The organism is Bifidobacterium intestinale, from assembly GCF_023656765.1.
GTDB lineage: Bacteria > Actinomycetota > Actinomycetes > Actinomycetales > Bifidobacteriaceae > Bifidobacterium > Bifidobacterium hominis.
In genome coordinates this window covers 72,323-89,666 of record NZ_JAMOKR010000004.1, presented here as the reverse complement: position 1 = coordinate 89,666, position 17,344 = coordinate 72,323, and the positions used below count along the sequence as shown (strand labels likewise).

General features: G+C 58.1%; 14 protein-coding genes. 13 read left to right on the top strand and 1 reads right to left on the bottom strand.

The window, feature by feature from the left end:
- The first annotated feature begins 60 nt into the window (after positions 1 to 60).
- The 8 genes from nadA to NBH13_RS06285 all read left to right on the top strand — a co-directional run bounded on the left by nadA (position 61) and on the right by NBH13_RS06285 (position 10,084).
- Entirely contained in the window at positions 61 to 1,341 is a 1,281-nt protein-coding gene (gene nadA / locus NBH13_RS06320) for a quinolinate synthase NadA (protein WP_250779317.1), read from the top strand.
- Positions 1,342 to 1,445: 104 nt separating this feature from the next.
- Positions 1,446 to 3,047, top strand: a complete 1,602-nt coding sequence (locus NBH13_RS06315) for an L-aspartate oxidase (RefSeq protein ID WP_410050779.1) — start codon at positions 1,446 to 1,448, stop codon at positions 3,045 to 3,047.
- Entirely contained in the window at positions 3,041 to 3,928 is an 888-nt protein-coding gene (gene nadC / locus NBH13_RS06310; RefSeq protein WP_250779315.1) for a carboxylating nicotinate-nucleotide diphosphorylase, read from the top strand. The genes NBH13_RS06315 and nadC overlap by 7 nt, the downstream gene beginning before the upstream one ends.
- A complete protein-coding gene (locus tag NBH13_RS06305) occupies positions 3,925 to 5,214 on the top strand; it encodes a cysteine desulfurase family protein (protein WP_250779313.1) in 1,290 nt (429 codons plus the stop codon). The genes nadC and NBH13_RS06305 overlap by 4 nt, the downstream gene beginning before the upstream one ends.
- Before the next feature lie 87 nt (positions 5,215 to 5,301).
- Complete coding sequence (typA, locus tag NBH13_RS06300; protein WP_099571301.1) at positions 5,302 to 7,233, top strand: translational GTPase TypA; 1,932 nt, start codon at positions 5,302 to 5,304, stop codon at positions 7,231 to 7,233.
- A gap of 203 nt (positions 7,234 to 7,436) precedes the next feature.
- Complete coding sequence (locus NBH13_RS06295) at positions 7,437 to 8,003, top strand: hypothetical protein (RefSeq protein WP_250779312.1); 567 nt, start codon at positions 7,437 to 7,439, stop codon at positions 8,001 to 8,003.
- Between the two features lie 66 nt (positions 8,004 to 8,069).
- Entirely contained in the window at positions 8,070 to 9,050 is a 981-nt protein-coding gene (locus tag NBH13_RS06290) for a prephenate dehydratase domain-containing protein (protein ID WP_144171369.1), read from the top strand.
- On the top strand, positions 9,047 to 10,084 hold the full coding sequence (locus tag NBH13_RS06285; protein ID WP_250779399.1) for a prephenate dehydrogenase: 1,038 nt from the start codon (positions 9,047 to 9,049) through the stop codon (positions 10,082 to 10,084). Before NBH13_RS06290 ends, NBH13_RS06285 begins: the two co-directional genes overlap by 4 nt.
- 4 nt (positions 10,085 to 10,088) lie before the next feature.
- Here the strand turns inward: NBH13_RS06285 and NBH13_RS06280 are convergent, their stop codons facing one another.
- The gene (locus NBH13_RS06280; RefSeq protein WP_099571297.1) at positions 10,089 to 10,346 is read right to left on the bottom strand and encodes a DUF6725 family protein; all 258 of its coding nucleotides are present in this window, start codon (positions 10,344 to 10,346) and stop codon (positions 10,089 to 10,091) included.
- Positions 10,347 to 10,524: 178 nt separating this feature from the next.
- On the opposite strand from NBH13_RS06280, the gene NBH13_RS06275 reads away from it, so the two are divergent.
- The 5 genes from NBH13_RS06275 to NBH13_RS06255 all read left to right on the top strand — a co-directional run bounded on the left by NBH13_RS06275 (position 10,525) and on the right by NBH13_RS06255 (position 17,327).
- A complete protein-coding gene (locus tag NBH13_RS06275; RefSeq protein ID WP_250779311.1) occupies positions 10,525 to 11,451 on the top strand; it encodes a tyrosine recombinase XerC in 927 nt (308 codons plus the stop codon).
- A gap of 136 nt (positions 11,452 to 11,587) precedes the next feature.
- Positions 11,588 to 13,237: a peptide ABC transporter substrate-binding protein gene (locus NBH13_RS06270; RefSeq protein WP_099571295.1), complete on the top strand. Its 1,650-nt coding sequence runs from the start codon at positions 11,588 to 11,590 to the stop codon at positions 13,235 to 13,237.
- A gap of 226 nt (positions 13,238 to 13,463) precedes the next feature.
- Positions 13,464 to 15,116: a peptide ABC transporter substrate-binding protein gene (locus NBH13_RS06265; RefSeq protein WP_099571294.1), complete on the top strand. Its 1,653-nt coding sequence runs from the start codon at positions 13,464 to 13,466 to the stop codon at positions 15,114 to 15,116.
- Positions 15,117 to 15,417: 301 nt separating this feature from the next.
- Positions 15,418 to 16,344 carry an ABC transporter permease gene (locus tag NBH13_RS06260; RefSeq protein ID WP_099571293.1) on the top strand — a complete coding sequence of 309 codons (927 nt, stop codon included), beginning with the start codon at positions 15,418 to 15,420 and terminating at the stop codon, positions 16,342 to 16,344.
- Positions 16,345 to 16,361: 17 nt separating this feature from the next.
- Positions 16,362 to 17,327: an ABC transporter permease gene (locus NBH13_RS06255; protein ID WP_099571292.1), complete on the top strand. Its 966-nt coding sequence runs from the start codon at positions 16,362 to 16,364 to the stop codon at positions 17,325 to 17,327.
- Positions 17,328 to 17,344: the final 17 nt, after the last annotated feature.

Here is a 17,344-nt window from a genome sequence, read left to right as displayed (position 1 = left end):
CGGCACATCACAGCGCCATGTCGGCATCATCGTGAACACACCATATGAAAGGAACGCAGCATGACTGCAACACTCTCCTCGCCGTCCGTCGACGAAATCATCGCCAAGCTCGGCGCACAAAGCACCTGCGACGCCGGACTCACCCAGGATCCATGGCATTTCGACACCACCAAGCCGAGCTACGGACCCGGCGCATCCATGTTCGATCCGCTGCCGAGCAACGCCCCCAGACAGCAGGTGCTCCCGGAGGAATACCGTAACGCCTCCGACGAGGAACTGCAGGAACGCATCCGCGCAGCCAAATCCCGCCTTGGCAAGAAACTGCTGATCCTCGGCCACTTCTACCAGCGCGATGAAATCATCTGCCATGCCGACTTCGTGGGCGACTCCTTCCAACTCGCCAAGAACGCCACCGAACGTCCCGACGCCGACCATATCGTCTTCTGCGGCGTGCATTTCATGGCCGAAACCGCCGACATTCTCTCCACGCCCGAACAGACCGTGACCCTGCCGAATCTCTCCGCCGGCTGCTCCATGGCCGACATGGCCAACATCGACCAGGTCGAGGAATGCTGGCAGCAGCTCGGCGAAATCTGCGGCACCCAGCCCGGTTCAGATGGTCGCCAGCAGATCGTGCCCGTTACCTACATGAACTCGTCCGCCGCGCTGAAGGCGTTCTGCGGACGCAACGGCGGCATCGTATGCACCTCATCCAACGCGCACGCCGTACTCGAATGGGCATTCGCCCGCGGCAAGCGCGTCCTGTTCTTCCCCGATCAGCATTTGGGCCGCAACACCGCCCGCGCCATGGGCATCCCGCTGGAAGAAATGCCACTATGGGATCCGTTCAAGCCCGCCGGCGGCGCCGAAGACCCGTCCGTGTACGCCAATGCCAAGATGATCCTGTGGAAGGGGTTCTGCTCCGTGCATCAGCGTTTCACCGTCGAACAAATCGAACGGGCCCGCAAGGCATACCCCGGCGTGAAGGTCATCGTGCACCCCGAATGTGCGATGGACGTGGTCGATGCGGCGGACGGCACCGGTTCCACCGCCTACATCGTCAAGGAAATCGCCAACGCCCCGTCCGGATCCGCCGTGGCTGTCGGCACCGAAATCAACCTCGTGAACCGTCTCGCCGCGCAATACCCCGACAAGACCGTGTTCTGCCTCGACCCCGTGGTCTGCCCGTGCTCCACCATGTACCGCATCCACCCGGCATACCTCGTCTGGGCGTTGGAAAACATCGAACAAGGCAATATCGTCAACCGCATCACCGTGGACGACGCCACAGCCCGCGACGCCAAAATCGCCCTGCAGCGCATGCTGGAGGTGCACCCGTGATCGTCGTGATCGGCGCCGGCATCGCCGGACTGTCCGCGGCGCTCGCGGCCGCGGGGGACAAGCGCGTAGGCGCGGAAGGCCTCACCACATACGGGAACGCGAACATCGCCGGGAACGACTCCTCGGATGACGTGCTGCTCGTCTGCAAGGATGAATTCGTGGAGTCCAACACCTACCATGCCCAAGGTGGCGTGGCATGTGCCATCTTCAGCGACGACAACCCGCAGCTGCATGCCGGGGACACCATGGCCGCAGGGCATGGCCTATGCGACCGCACCGCAGTGGACGTGCTCACCGATGAGGGGGCGCGCCGCGTGCGCGAACTCATCGCCGCCGGATGGCATGTGGATCGCGGCGAGGACGGTTCGGTGCTGCGCGGGCTCGAAGCCGCGCACTGCCGTTCCCGCGTGGTGCACGCCGGAGGGGACGCCACCGGCAAGGTGCTCGAACTCGATGTGAGCGCCATGGTTCGTGAGAATCGGCGCATCCACGTGCTTGAGCACGCGTTTCTGAACGATCTGATTGTGCGCGACGGGCATGTCTCCGGCGTGCGGCTCATCGTGCGGGGCGTGGACGGCGAAGCCGAATCCCGCACAATCGACGCGACGCGCGTGATCCTCGCCACGGGCGGTGCGGGCCGACTCTACCCGTACACCACCAATCCCGCCGTGGCCACCGGCGATGGACTGGCCGCCGCACTGCGTGCCGGAGCGCAGGTCGCCGATCTTGAGTTCTATCAGTTCCACCCCACGGCCATGGCCATTGGCGAACACTTCCTCGTCTCCGAAGCCGTCCGAGGAGAAGGCGCGATACTGCTCGACGAGCATGGGCACCGGTTCATGACCGACGTGGACCACAAGGCCGAACTCGCACCGCGCGACGTGGTGGCACGTGCCAACTTCCGCACCATGCAGGCGCAGGGCGGCAAGCCGGTCATGCTTGACGTTTCACCCATGGCCAAAGAGAACCCTGATTTGGCGGCGTTCCTACGTCACCGGTTCCCGACCATCGACGCATACACGCGCTCCCTCGGCTTCGACTGGAGCAAGGAGCCGATTCCGGTCGCCCCAGCCGCGCATTACTGGATGGGCGGCATCCGCACCGACCTGTTCGGACGGTCCAGCATCCCCGGCCTGTATGCCGCGGGCGAATGTGCGCGAACCGGCGTGCAAGGTGCGAACCGTCTCGCCTCCAACTCACTGCTTGAAGGACTCGTTTACGGATACCGCGCGGGACTCGCCGCGGTGCGTGATACGGACGATGCCGTATGGCAGCCGCAAACTCTTAGCAACAGTGCGATTGCAAGCCTGCCGGTCGCCCAAGAGCCGATGGTGCTGGACATGCCCAGCCATGATGATGGCAACGCGAACACGGGCGTATGGGACCGCAAGCACATCGAGGACGAGATGTGGAAGCATGTCGGTGTGCTGCGCGACCATGACGGGCTTGCCGCTGCGGTGACGGATCTTGCCGACGCGCTCGCCGGAGCGAACGCCGCGGTACCCGGCATGTCAGGTGCTGGTTCGTATGCCGATTGCATCGCCGTGCTGGAGAACCGTAATCTGCTCACCGTCGGATACGTCGAGGCCGTCGCCGCGCTGAACCGTTGCGAATCGCGTGGCGCGCACACCCGCACCGACTATGCGACGGTCAATCCGACCATCGCGCATTCCATCGCCTACCGTCTGAAAGGAACGTCATGCTGACCCGTCAGGTCATCCGCAAGGCCGTGGAGGCCGCTCTTGAAGAGGATGCGCCCAACGGCGACATCACCTGCGCCACTACGATTCCGCTGCAGGCATGGGGAGAGGTGCATCTCGTCGCCCGCGAGCGTGGCGTGATGAGCGGCATCGACGTGTTTGCCGCGGCATTCAAGATGCAGAATCCCGAAATCGTGGTCACGCCGGCAATCGCCGATGGTGAGCGTTTCGAACCGGGGCGGATGCTCGCCACCGTGAGCGGCCCGGTGCGTGACCTGCTCACCGCGGAACGCGTGGCATTGAACTTCACCCAGCGCATGTGCGGCATCGCCACCATGACCGACACGTTCGTGGCCGCGGCCGATCAGGCGAGAACCCTGCCCGGGTATCGCGTCCCGCGCACCTACGACGCCACGCGCATCGTCGACACGCGCAAAACCACGCCCGGACTGCGTCCGTTCGAGAAATACGCGGTCGTCTGCGGCGGTGGGCACAACCACAGGTACGGGCTGTCCGACGCGGTGATGGTCAAGGACAACCACTTGGCCGCGCTTGCCGAACAAGGCATCGACATGGCCGGCGCGATCAGGCATATCCGCGAACAGGTGGGGCATACCACGCATATCGAGGTGGAAGTCGACCGGCTCGAACAGATTCCGGCGGCGCTCGACGGCGGCGCAGACACCATCATGCTCGACAATTTCACGCTGGAGGATACGCGCGCCGGCGTGGATATGATCGATGGCCGTGCGATTGTGGAAGCCAGCGGCACCATGACGGTGGAACGCGTACCCGAAGTGGCGTCCACGGGCGTGGACGTGATCTCCGTGGGCGCGTTGACGCACAGCGTGCGCAGCATCGACTTGGGATTGGATTGGGTGCGATGAGCGGGAACGGAGCAGGGGACGAACTGTATTTGGACGCGGCGTCCACCGAACCGGTGTCACGCGATGTAATTGAAGCGATGATGCCGTTCCTCACCGAGGCATACGCGAATCCGCTGAGCGTGCATCAGCCGGGCAAAACCGCGGCGCGTGCGCTCGACGCGGCCCGCGCCTCGCTGGCCGCCGATTTGGGGGCACGTCCGGATGATGTGATCTTCACTTCGGGTGGCACTGAATCCGACAATCTCGCCGTCAAAGGCATCGGCATGGCCCGGATGCGCATGTTGCGCGACAAGTACGGCGAATCGGTGAAACCGCGTATCATCGTCTCCGCGATTGAACATCCTGCCGTACTGCAGTCGGTAGCTTGGATGGAACGCTGGTTCGGCGTGGCAGTCGTACGCGTCCCCGTCGACGAACAGGCCCATATCGATATGGCGGCGTTGGAGCGTGAACTCGCGCAAGGCGATATGACCGGCATCGACAACGGCGAACACGAAATGGCCGGGCAGGGGAGTGGAAGTACGCTTGCCCTGACCAACCGTACGCTGCTGGTGTCCGTCATGCTCGCCAACAACGAGGTCGGCACCATCGAACCCGTCGATGAGATCGCGCACATCGCGCACGCCCACGGCGTACCCATACATGTCGACGCAGTGCAGGCGGCCGGACAGATCCCGATTCGTATGCGCGACTGGGATGTGGACGCGCTGAGCGTATCCGGGCATAAGTTCGGCACCCCGAAAGGGCTCGGCGCCTTGCTGCTGCGCGGTCGCACGCCGGCCGAACCGGTGCTGTCCGGCGGCGGGCAGGAGCGGGGATTGCGATCCGGCACGCAAAACGTGGCCGGTGCCGTGGCGCTCGCCATCGCGTTGCATGAATCGAACACGCGCATGGCCGGGCAATATCAGGCGTTGACCGAATCGCGCGACAGGCTGATGGATGCCGTGCTGCGCGTCGAACCGAGGGCGCAGGTGACCGGTGACCCGAAACGCAGGCTTCCCGGTCACGCGTCGTTCGTGTTCCCCGGCCTGTCGGGCGAGGCTCTGCTGGTCGATCTGGATGCGCGTGGCATCGCCTGCTCATCCGGTTCGGCGTGCGCGCTTGGCCGCCATGAGGCGCCCGCAACGCTGTTGGCCATGGGATTCACCGCGCCGGTTGCGAAATCGGCGTTGCGTATGACCTTCCGCACGCCGCTTACGTCCGAACAGATCAACCGCGTTGCTGCGGCCATTGAGGAATCCTGCCGTTTACTCACCCACACGGACGCTGTCGCATTACCTCGCTAGTATTGGCTCGGTTTATGTGTAAGTGCAGATAATCAATCACGTACCGAACATTACGCAACAAGAACAGTAATACTAAGAGAGGTTTCGATGGCGGTTCGCGGCGATATTCGAAATGTAGCGATTGTGGCACACGTCGATCATGGCAAGACCACGCTGGTAAATGCCATGCTGGCACAGTCCCACGTGTTCAACGAGCGTGAGGAAGTTCCGGATCGTGTGATGGATTCCAATGATCTGGAGCGTGAGAAGGGCATTACCATTCTCGCCAAGAACACCGCTGTGCAGTACACCGGTCCGCTGGCAGCCAAGTACGGGCATCCGGAAGGCATCACCCTGAACATCATCGACACCCCTGGCCACGCCGATTTCGGTGGTGAGGTCGAGCGCGGTATCTCCATGGTGGACGGCGTTGTGCTCCTTGTCGACGCTTCCGAAGGCCCGCTGCCGCAGACCCGCTTCGTGCTGCGCAAGGCTCTGGAAGCCAAACTGCCGGTTATCCTGTGCGTGAATAAGACCGATCGTCCGGACGCCCGTATTGAAGAAGTCGTGGGTGAATCCTCCGACCTGTTGCTCGGCTTGGCCCAGGATGTTATCGAGGAAGGCATCGACCTCGATGAAGACGCACTGTTCGACCTTCCGGTCATTTACTGTGCGGCAAAGGCTGGCTATGCTTCTGAAAACCAGCCGGAAAATGGCGGTCTGCCAGACAATGAAGATCTCGAACCGTTGTTCGAGGCCATCATCAAGAACATTCCGGCTCCGGAATATGAGGAAGGTGCGCCTCTTCAGGCACACGTCGCCAACATCGATTCCTCCGACTTCCTTGGACGACTCGGCTTGGTGCGCATCTACAATGGCACCCTTGAGAAGGGTAAGACCTACGGGCTGTCCCGTGTGGACGGTTCCATTGAAAACTTCCGTGTTTCCGAACTGTTGCGTACGCAGGGCCTTGAGCGTACTCCGGTCGATTCCGCAGGCCCTGGCGACATCGTCGCAGTCGCAGGTGTGAACGACATCATGATCGGCGAGACCATCGTCGACCCGTCTGATCCGCGTCCGCTGCCGCTAATTCACGTTGATGACCCGGCCATCTCCATGACCTTCGGTATCAACGATTCCCCGCTTGCAGGCACTGAAGGCAAAGACCACAAGCTTACCGCCCGCATGATCAAGGATCGCCTCGACCGCGAGCTCATCGGCAACGTGTCCATCAAGGTGCTGCCGACCGAGCGTCCGGATGCTTGGGAGGTTCAGGGCCGTGGTGAACTCGCGCTGGCCGTGCTTGCTGAGCAGATGCGTCGCGAAGGCTATGAGTTGACCGTCGGCCGTCCGCAGGTGGTCACCAAGACCATCGACGGCGTGATCAACGAGCCGATGGAAAACACCACCATCGACGTTCCGGAAGAGTACATGGGCACCGTCACTCAGCTGCTTGCCGACCGTAAGGGCCGTATGGAGAACATGACCAACCACGGCACCGGTTGGGTCCGTCTGCAGTTCACCGTGCCGTCCCGTGGCCTGATTGGCTTCCGTACCGCGCTGCTGTCCGCCACCCGCGGCACCGGCATCGCATCCTCCATCTCCGCCGGCTACGCTCCGTGGGCCGGTCAGATTGTGACGCGCCAGAACGGCTCCATGGTCTGCGATCGTAAGGGTATCGCAACCCCGTACGCTATGCAGCGTCTGCAGGCGCGCGGCAACTTCTTTGTTGAGCCGCAGTCTCCGGTGTACGAGGGTCAGGTCGTCGGCGTGAACAATAAGCCGGACGAGCTTGATGTGAACATCACATTGGCCAAGCATATGACCAATATGCGTTCCTCTACCGCGGATGTGCTTGAAACTCTGACTCCGCCGATCAAGATGAGCCTCGAGGAGTCTTTGGACTTCGCCAACGAGGACGAGTGCGTGGAAGTCACCCCGGAATCCATCCGCGTGCGCAAGATCATTCTCAGCCGTGAGGACTGGTATAAGTGGCGCGCAAAGCAGCGCCGACAGAACAACGCTCAAAATAACAAGTGATTTTCGCGTTGTTCTGTCGGCTTCGCAAGCACGGTAGTGTGCTTGCTCACTTCGCCTACGGTGAGCCCACTGGGCTCTCCGTTTGACGGCTCAGCAGGACAACGCTCAAAATAACAAGTGATTTTCGCGTTGCTTTTACGAAAAGAGATACGTGTTCTCACGTGTCTCTTTTTCTTTTCAGGTTAGCGAGAGATAGTGGAGATATGACGCAACAGATGAAGCAATCGCATGATACGGATGAATCCAATCAACGGATGGTGGCTGATGCGCGATTGATGCCATGGTCGTATCGCCTGCCGATGTGGGGACGATTCCTGATCGATCTTGCTTCTGGAATCGTAGTTGGCATGGTGGGAACCATGGCTCACCGTATGGGGGCGTCCGTGAACGTTCCCTACGGATTGCTGATCGCCTATCTCATGGTGATCATCTCAACATGGTCCGCTCGATCGCGTGACGGCGTTTCAGGCCTCGCGTTGCATCTGATTAGCTCTTCTCTGGTGGTCTGGACAGTGATGGCTGGGTATGGCCCTGGCGGAGATGCCATGATTCCCGTTGGATTCGGCGGAGACGATCCCATGCCGTTCTTCAGTGTACAAGCGGGATATTTTTGGCTATACGGAGTCGTGCTCATTCCGATCGTGATGCTGGTATTACCGAAATGTTGGTTCGTCACGCCTCCGCGCAAGAAGACGCATGATGATACGTTTGTTGCCGACACCCAAACGAGAGGGCCCGAAACGTCTGGCATCGCCCAACCAGTGAAATGATTGGCGGCTGATTCCATGTCAATGAGATAAGGTGCATGGAAACACCAAGACAAGAAATGGGGTTGAATGAGCGCACGAAAGCTGTTCTATCTGGGGCCGCAAGGCACCTTCACCCATCAGGCTGCGGTCAATGCATCGCAGGAGCTGGCCCATCTCGAACCTGAAGGGTTCGAATTGGTGGCTTTGGACGATGTGCCGCAGATTCTTGAAGCCGTGCAGCAGGGTGAGGGCTGGGGCGTCGTGGCATGGGAAAACAATGTCGAAGGCTTCGTGGTACCGAACTTGGACGCGCTGATCGACGCCAAAGACCTGGCCGGATTCGCGCGTGTGGGCGTCGATGTTACTTTTGACGCGTACGTGCGTTCGGGATCCGATCCGAAAAATGCCACCGTGGCCACCGCGCATTCGCACGGACTTGCGCAATGCAAACGTTTTATCGCGGAACACCGTTTGCAGCCGGTTCCAGCACCATCCAACGCCGCCGCATGTCGAGACATTAAAGCGAACGAAATAGCCTTTGGGCCAAGGGTCTGCGGTGAACTCTACAACGTCACACGCATCGACACTGCCGTGCAGGATTATCAAGGCGCGCAAACTGATTTCCTTGTGCTCGCCCCGCGCGGGGAAGCAGAGAAACTGTTGGAACAGCCACGTTCCCAAGCCGGTATGGAATACGAATCCGTGTTGACGCTTATCCCGCTCGTCACCGGCCCCGGCGTACTTGCGAACCTGCTGGACGTATTCCGCGACGCGGGACTCAACATGACAAGCTTCATCTCACGGCCAATCAAAGGACGCACAGGCACCTACAGTTTTATTGCGACGTTCGATGCGGCACCGTGGGAGCAACGTTTCCACGATGCTCTGGTCGAAATCGCAGAACATGGTGACTGGGCCAAAACTCTGGCCGTATATCCGCGTAGAGAACGCCCTAATCCTCCAGTCACCTCATGGATGCTGCCCCAGGGAGGCGTACGTCTTGACGAACAGCATCTGCCAAACGATTGGCAGGACAGTGAAACGGCCAAAAAGGAGCTGATGTGGTGAAGCAACGTATCGCAATCGTGGGTCTCGGACTTATTGGGGGGTCCCTGGCGCGCAGGCTCGTCAATGCGGGCTGCGAGGTCGTCGCATGGAACCATAACGATCGGCCATATGAAACCGCGGAGGCGGACGGCATACGATGCGTGCCCACGCTGGCTGTGCTTACTGATGCAAAACCTGACGTGCTTGTGCTATGCAATCCGCTTAAAGCCATGCCGGAAATTCTGGGTGCACTCAAACCGCTGATCGATCCAAGCGTCACCACGCTCACCGATGTAGGCAGCGTCAAGGGAATGGTCAGGGAGCAGGTCAGGGCCGCAGGTCTGGAACACTGCTATGTGGGGGCGCACCCCATGGCCGGCAATGAACTTTCCGGTTGGGAATCGTCGGATCCAACGCTTTACGACGGTGCCCTTTGGGCCATTACCGTGGATGGAAACACTGAATACCAGCGTTTCCGCGCCGTTGCGACAATGATCGTCGACCATTGCGCGAATCGTCTCATCGTACTCGACGATGTGACCCACGATCGTTGCGCGGCACTGATCTCTCACATGCCACACGTCATTTCCACGGCCATGATCAACGAGCTGGTGGCCAATCCCGATCGAAACATCGCGGCAGCGCTCGCCGCCGGCTCGTGGCGAGATATGACCCGTGTTGCGCTGACCGATCCGAACCGTACCCGTGCAATGGTGGAAGAGGACGCGGCCAACGTTGAAGCATTATTGCGTAACATGGCCAATCGCTTGACGCTTATGGCCAATGTGTTGCATGGCATGACCGCGCAGCAGGGCGCGCCTACTGCGGGCGATGATAAGGAAATGGCGCGTTTCTTCGTACAGGGACAGCCATTCCGTGAATACAAGGCTCTCGCCAAAGAACCTGATTTCGCAGAACGTTGCGAAACGGCCGAACTGTCAATCCCTGAGACCGGTTGGCAGAAGATGCTGCTGGATTCGGCACGCAGGGGAGAGCATATTGTGCGATTCAACGGCTACCGTCAAGCCATGGCACAGGTGCGTTCCTCAGTATGACGCGCTATGGGCGCGGCCTGGTCATGGAACGTTCCGGAACCGGTTTGATGGTGACGACGGTGTCGGCGGGAATGCTGACACGTTGCTCCGGACGCGAACCGTTGGCTGCCGCATCGCGCGTCATTTCCAGTGTCTGCCCGTCCCAAGAACGCACGTGACCGACATAATCGCGGAATTTCATGCGCTGGTCCTTTGGATCAACACCTTCGCATGTGCGCACCACAATGCGCGCGCCTGCTGGAATTTCGTTTGGAATCGGCATAATCTCCCCTTCGAATAGACGATTATCGACGGATTCGCTAAGCGAACGCTACTGGATAGCATAGTTGGTCTCCTTTCAAGTTGTGTCGGGATTGCGGTTTCTATCGGAGAATGGACACATAATGGAGAGAAATTCATGGATTCGGGCTTGCTGTTGAGCTCGGGAAAGGCTGATCGGCATGCTGTTCGATGAGAGTGTAGAGGCATTCGATACATATCTGAAAGCTAACCGTGGATTGAGTGAAAACACGCGGAAGGCATACCGAGGTGATGTCGAAGAATGTCTGCTTGCCTTGGAACGGCTTGGATGCAGGGATCTTAACGAGGTGACCATCGAAGATCTTCGCATGTGGATGGCAGAATCATCGAAAAACCATGCGAGAAGCAGCATGGCCCGAAAAACCGTGGCGGTACGTGGTTTTTTCGCGTGGACGCATGAGCATGGCGTGACGATGTCGGATCCGGCTTGTGTGCTCATGACCCCGAAGATACCCGATACGTTGCCGGAGGTGCTCAGCGAATCACAGGCCGAACAACTGATGGAACGCGTGGATGAGGAGGGTGAAACGTCTCATTCGAAGGAGCGGACCATGAAGCAGCAGGCCATTGAGCTGCGTGACGCAGCAATGCTGGAACTGCTGTATGCGACGGGCATGCGTGTGGCTGAACTGGTGGGACTCGATGTGCCGGATGTGGTCTTTTCCAATCGAACGGTCAAAGTGACCGGCAAAGGTAACAAACAACGAGTCATGCCATTTGGTGCTCCGGCGCAAAAAGCGATATGTCGTTGGCTGGATGATGGGCGTCCCCTGTTGGTGGGGGAGCAGTCCGCGGCAGCGCTGTTTCTTGGAATGCAAGGCAAACGCATTGATCAGCGGATGGTACGTCGTGTGGTGCACGCATGCGCGCGTGATGCCGGCGTTCCCGACATTAGCCCTCATGCTCTGCGGCACAGTGCCGCCACGCATATGCTTGACGGGGGAGCGGATTTGCGTGAGGTGCAGGAGCTCTTGGGACATTCCTCGCTGAAGACCACGCAACGGTACACGCATGTCTCCATTGAACAGCTGAAAACCCGATACGGTCAGGCTTTTCCCCGTGCGTAGACGCGGTCCATGGATATTTCGTTACATTCCTGTAACAGAAATTGGTGTTTCTTCTTGATTTAGGGTGTATTTACTAGGTGGAGCTGGTACGGGGAAACGATACCGACCGGTAATCAAAATAATGAAGGGAAACATAATGAATGTGAGGAAAAGCAAGGTGTTTGCCGTTGCGGCGGCGGCCTGTGTGCTTGGCATGGCGCTGGGCGGCTGTGGATCTTCCACATCTGGGGACGCGGCTAAAGGGTCGAATGTCATTACGGCATTTGACTCCGAACCGCAGAATAGCTTGATTCCGGGCAACACCAATGAAACCGGCGGTGGTCGTCCTATCGATCTGATGTTCGCCGGATTGGTGTCTTTCGATAAGGATGGCAAGGCCAAGAATGAAGTGGCCGACTCCATTACTGCCAATGATGACGCCACCCAGTACGACATCAAGCTCAAGGATGGTTGGAAGTTCACTGACGGCACCGATGTGACCGCCGAGTCCTTCACCAAGGCTTGGAGCTATACGGCCAATGCGAAGAACGCGCAGCTGTGCTCCTCCTTCTTCTCCAGCATCAAGGGCTATGACGCGCTGCAGAACACCGACAACCTCAAGGGTGACGAGCAGCTTGAAGGTCTGAAGATCGTCAACGATCACGAGTTCACCGTCGACCTGAGCCAGCCGGATTCCGCGTTCTCCATCAAGCTGGGTTACTCGGGATTCTATCCGCTGCCAGAATCCTTCTACAAGGATCCGAAGGCCTTCGGAGAGTCGCCGGTTTCCGATGGCCCGTACAAGTTCAGTTCCTGGGATCATGACAAGGAAATCAAGCTGGTCAAGAATCCCGACTACAAGGGCAATCGCAAGGTGAATAACGACGGTGTGACGTTCAAGATCTACACGGACGCCAACGCGGCCTATGCCGATGTTCAGGCCGGCAACCTTGATGTGATGGATACCGTGCCGTCCGCCGACAGCAAGACCTTCGAATCCGATTCCTCCGTGGTGCCATACAACAAGGCCGGTTCCGTGATTCAGACGTTCACCATTCCGTCGGATCTTGAACATTGGAAGACATCCACTGAAGAAGGCCAGTTGCGTCGACAGGCATTGTCCATGTCCATCGACCGTCAGGCCATCTGTGACAAGGTGCTGAATGGTTTGGGAACTCCGGCAGTCGAATTCACGTCTCCGAAGACTCCGGGCTACTCCGATTCGCTCAAGGGCAACGAGAATCTGAAGTACAACAAAAAGAAGGCCAAGGAACTCTGGGAGAAGGCCAACGCCATCAGCCCGTGGACTTCCGACGACAAGCTTACGTTCTCCTATAACGCAGACGGCGGGGCCAAGCCGATTTTTGAAGCCGTGGTGAATTCCGTGAAGAACACGCTTGGTATCGACGTGACCACCAACCCGGTGCCGACCTTCCAGGAATTCCGAAACGACGTTACCGACCGTAAGATGACCGGCGCGTTCCGTACCGGCTGGCAGCCGGATTATCCTTCTCCTGAAAACTACCTGTACCAGCTGTATTCCTCCTCCGCTGCCGATGGCAATGGTTCCAACGATGGCGATTACAAGAATTCGGCGTTCGACGATCTGTGCTCCAAGGCCGCTGCCGCTCAGACCACCGACGAGGCCAACAAGCTGTACCAGCAGGCTCAGGAGATTCTGTTGAACGACCTCCCGGCCGTTCCGCTGTATTACTCCAATGCCAATGGCGTTGCAGCATCCGGCGTGAAGAACTTCGTCATGAACTGGCAGAATGTTCCGATGTATAACGAGATTTCGAAGAGCTGACTTATTCCTCGGATACATTGTTCGATATGACGGTGGAAAACGTATGTTTTCCGCCGTCATATCGTTAAGGAACGGTATGCGTTTTTTGGTTTCACGGGAAGGTTGTCCGTCAATTGAGCAAGAATAGTGCACTATCGCCAAATAGAGATGCGTCGGTGAGTAGGTCGGCTCGTTTCCATTTGCGGGAGGACAATCCCGATGTGATATCGAATAGGAGAATGATTATATGAAGAAGAAAGCATTGGCTTTCGCTGCCGCGGCATGCGCTTTTGGTATGCTGCTGAGCGGCTGTGGCTCTTCCAACGGCAGCGATACCGCCGCTGAAGGTGCCAACATCATCACCGCATACAATTCCGAACCGCAGCACCCGCTCATTCCGGGCAACACTAACGAGACCGGTGGTGGCAAACCGGTTGATCTGCTGTTCTCCCGCCTGATTTCCTTCGACGCCCAGGGCAATGCTTCCAACGAAGTGGCTGAGTCCATTGAGGCTAACGATGACGCCACCCAGTACGACATCAAGCTCAAGGATGGTTGGAAGTTCACTGACGGCACCGATGTGACCGCCGAGTCCTTCACCAAGGCTTGGAGCTACGTGGCCAACGCCAAGAATGGCATGGTCGGCTCCTCCTTCTTCTCCACCATCAAGGGCTATGACGCACTGCAGAACACCGACAACCTCAAGGGTGACGAGCAGCTTGAAGGTCTGAAGATCGTCAACGATCACGAGTTCACCGTCGACCTGAACCAGTCCGATTCCGTGTTCGCCATCAAGGTGGGCTATTCCGCATTCGCTCCGCTGCCGGAATCCTTCTACAAGGACACGGATGCCTTCGGTGAGGCTCCGGTCGGCAATGGTCCGTACAAGTTCCAGTCCTGGGATCACGACAACGAGATCGTGCTCGTGAAGAACCCTGACTACAAGGGCAACCGCACCCCGAAGAACGACGGCGTGACCTTCAAGGTTTACACCAAGGATGACGCCGCCTACGCCGACATCCAGTCCGGTGCCCTCGACGTGATGGAGTCCGTGCCGGCCTCCGCCACCAAGACCTTCGAAACCGATGAGACCGTACAGGCCTACAACAAGGCCGGTTCCGTCATCCAGCAGTTCACCATTCCGTCCAGCCTGAAGCACTTCGAGGCTGGTACCGAGGAAGGCACCCTGCGTCGTCAGGCCATCTCCATGGCCATCAACCGCGAGAACATCTGCGACAAGGTGCTCAACGGCACCGGTACTCCGGCCGTCGACTTCACCTCTCCTCTGACCCCGGGCTATTCCGACTCTCTCAAGGGTAGCGAGAATCTGAAGTACAACGAGAAGAAGGCCAAGGAACTCTGGGAGAAGGCCAACGCCATCAGCCCGTGGACTTCCGACGACAAGCTTACCTTCGCCTACAACGCTGACGGTGGCCACGAGACCACCTACACCGCTGTGGTGAACTCCATCAACAACACGCTTGGTTCCGAAGTGGCTGCCACCAACCCGTACCCGACCTTCAACGATTACCGTACCGCCGTGTCCGATCGCAAGGTGCAGGGCGCGTTCCGTAGCGGCTGGCAGCCGGATTATCCGTCCGCCGAAAACTATCTGGTGGCCAACTTCGCTTCCTCCGCTGCTGATGGCAATGGTTCCAACGATGGCGATTACAAGAGTTCGGCGTTCGACGATCTGTGCTCCAAGGCCGCTGCCGCTCAGACCACCGACGAGGCCAACAAGCTGTACCAGCAGGCTCAGGAGATTCTGTTGAACGATCTCCCGGCCGTTCCGCTGTACTACGCCAACGCCTACGGTGTGGCTGCTACCGGCGTTTCCGGTTTCGAAATGAACTGGCAGAACCTGCCGGTCTACGAGAACATGACCAAGTCCGGCAAGTGAGCCGATCTTCGTGAGTGAATCTCGCTGAGCCAATTGAAGGAAGGGACGGATCATATCCGTTCCTTCCTTTCCATGTAATACGCACCGTTTTTTAGGGTGAGATCAGTGTGGCCAAGAGGCGTCAGGGATAGATGCCGGCAACCAATGCATTTTTCCCAGCTGATTCCCATGAAACTGCAATATAAAGCAGTTTGTTGTGTGTTGCCACAAAACTTGCGGGGTAAATCGTTAACCTTCCCCGATGATTATGAGTAATAATCTGAAAAGGTTGACAATGAATAAGCAATAAAAGGAGAAACCAATGGGCAGATATCTTCTGCGACGCATTCTGCAGATGATCCCTGTGGTTCTCGGCACGACGCTTTTGGTGTACGCCCTGGTGTTCGCATTGCCGGGCGACCCGGTTAAGGCGATGTTTGGCGATAAGCCGGTCAATGAGGCCGTCGCTGCGCAGATTCGTGCCGAATACAATCTGGATAAACCGTTCATCGTACAGTATTTGCTGTTCCTGAAAAATGCGCTGACTCTTGATTTTGGCAAGACCTTCTCCGGCCAGCTGGTCATCGACCAGATCGGACGTGCATTCCCGGTCACTATCAAGCTCGCACTGATGGCTTTCGTGTTCGAAGCCGTATTCGGCGTGATTTTCGGCGCGATTTCCGGTCTGAACAAGGGCAAGTGGTGCGATACCGTGATCCTGATCATCTCTCTGCTGCTCATCTCCGTCCCGACCTTTGTCACGGGCTTCCTTGCCCAGTATTTCCTAGGCGTGAAGTTGCGTCTGCTTCCAGTTACGGCCGGCGCCAATCCAGGATTCATCGATCTACTGATGCCGGCAATAGTGCTTGGATCTGTGTCTATGGCATATATCATCAGATTGAGTCGTTCGGAGATTTCCTCCAATATCGCGCTTGACTATGTGCGCACCGCACGCGCCAAAGGCATGAGCAATAGGTCGGTCATGAATCGTCACGTTTTGCGTAACTCCATGATTCCTGTCGTCACTTACCTTGGTCAGGATCTTGGCGCACTGATGGGCGGTGCCATGATTTCCGAAACCATCTTCAATGTGCACGGCATTGGTTACCTGACTTATCAAAGCATCCTCAAGGGCGAAGGCAACCTGGTGGTGTCCATTGTGACTCTGCTTATGTTGATTTTCGCAGTGTGCAACCTGCTGGTCGATATGCTCTATGCGGCGCTTGATCCGCGAATCCGCTACGCGTGAGTTGGGAGGATTGAACAATGACTGATATGAACGAAACGAATCTTTCCCACGCACTTCCGGGACAGGAACGATATGTTGCTCCTCTTGAGGAGACGCCGCTTAAGGACGTTGACTCGGTCGACGAGTCCGTACCGGCTTCAAGCCTTTGGGCTGACGCATGGCGTACCCTGCGCAAGAACCCGATGTTCATCATCTCCGCTGTGCTTATTGTGTTCATTATCTTCGTGGCGCTGTTCCCAGGAGTGATGACCAAGCAGAATCCGAATTACTGCACGCTTGAGAACTCCTTGGAATCGGCTTCGAAGGGACATCCTTTCGGATTCGATCTGCAAGGATGCGACGTGTACTCTCGCGTGGTGTATGGTACTCGTACCTCGCTGAGCGTCGGCGTGTTCGCTACGGTGCTGGTGGTGCTGTTGGGCACGCTGATCGGTGCATTGAGCGGCTTCTTCGGAGGCTGGGTTGACGGCATTCTCAGCCGTTTGACCGATATTTTCCTGGCTTTGCCGATTTTGCTTGGTGCCATCGTGGTGCTGCAGATGTTCAAGACCAACGGTTCCATTTGGAAGATTATTCTGGTCATGACGTTGTTCGGCTGGACATCTGTTGCGCGAATTGCGCGAGGCGCTGTTATGGAAGCCAAGAATCTGGAGTTCAATACGGCTTCCACCGCACTTGGCTCAACGCCATGGCGTAACCTGTTCCGCCACATTCTGCCGAATTCCTTGGCACCGATCATTGTGGTGGGCACAACGTCTCTGGCTACCTACATCGTGTTGGAAGCAACGTTGAGCTTCCTTGGTCTGGGTCTGCCGACCACTACCGTCAGCTGGGGTGGCGACATCTCCAACGCGCAGTCCATTCTGCGTACAGATCCGATGGTGCTGTTCTACCCGTCCGCGGCGCTTGCCATCACTGTGCTTGCCTTCATCATGATGGGCGACGCTGTGAAGGATGCGCTTGATCCGAAGAGCCGTGCGTGAGTGTAAGTGAGGGATAT

Coding starts and splice junctions, on each gene's coding strand:
- nadA (WP_250779317.1), top strand. CDS start 61: ATGACTGCAACACTCTCCTCGCCGTCCGTCGACGAAATCATCGCCAAG.
- nadC (WP_250779315.1), top strand. CDS start 3,041: ATGCTGACCCGTCAGGTCATCCGCAAGGCCGTGGAGGCCGCTCTTGAA.
- NBH13_RS06305 (WP_250779313.1), top strand. CDS start 3,925: ATGAGCGGGAACGGAGCAGGGGACGAACTGTATTTGGACGCGGCGTCC.
- typA (WP_099571301.1), top strand. CDS start 5,302: ATGGCGGTTCGCGGCGATATTCGAAATGTAGCGATTGTGGCACACGTC.
- NBH13_RS06295 (WP_250779312.1), top strand. CDS start 7,437: ATGACGCAACAGATGAAGCAATCGCATGATACGGATGAATCCAATCAA.
- NBH13_RS06290 (WP_144171369.1), top strand. CDS start 8,070: ATGAGCGCACGAAAGCTGTTCTATCTGGGGCCGCAAGGCACCTTCACC.
- NBH13_RS06280 (WP_099571297.1), bottom strand. CDS start 10,346: ATGCCGATTCCAAACGAAATTCCAGCAGGCGCGCGCATTGTGGTGCGC.
- NBH13_RS06275 (WP_250779311.1), top strand. CDS start 10,525: ATGCTGTTCGATGAGAGTGTAGAGGCATTCGATACATATCTGAAAGCT.
- NBH13_RS06270 (WP_099571295.1), top strand. CDS start 11,588: ATGAATGTGAGGAAAAGCAAGGTGTTTGCCGTTGCGGCGGCGGCCTGT.
- NBH13_RS06265 (WP_099571294.1), top strand. CDS start 13,464: ATGAAGAAGAAAGCATTGGCTTTCGCTGCCGCGGCATGCGCTTTTGGT.
- NBH13_RS06260 (WP_099571293.1), top strand. CDS start 15,418: ATGGGCAGATATCTTCTGCGACGCATTCTGCAGATGATCCCTGTGGTT.
- NBH13_RS06255 (WP_099571292.1), top strand. CDS start 16,362: ATGACTGATATGAACGAAACGAATCTTTCCCACGCACTTCCGGGACAG.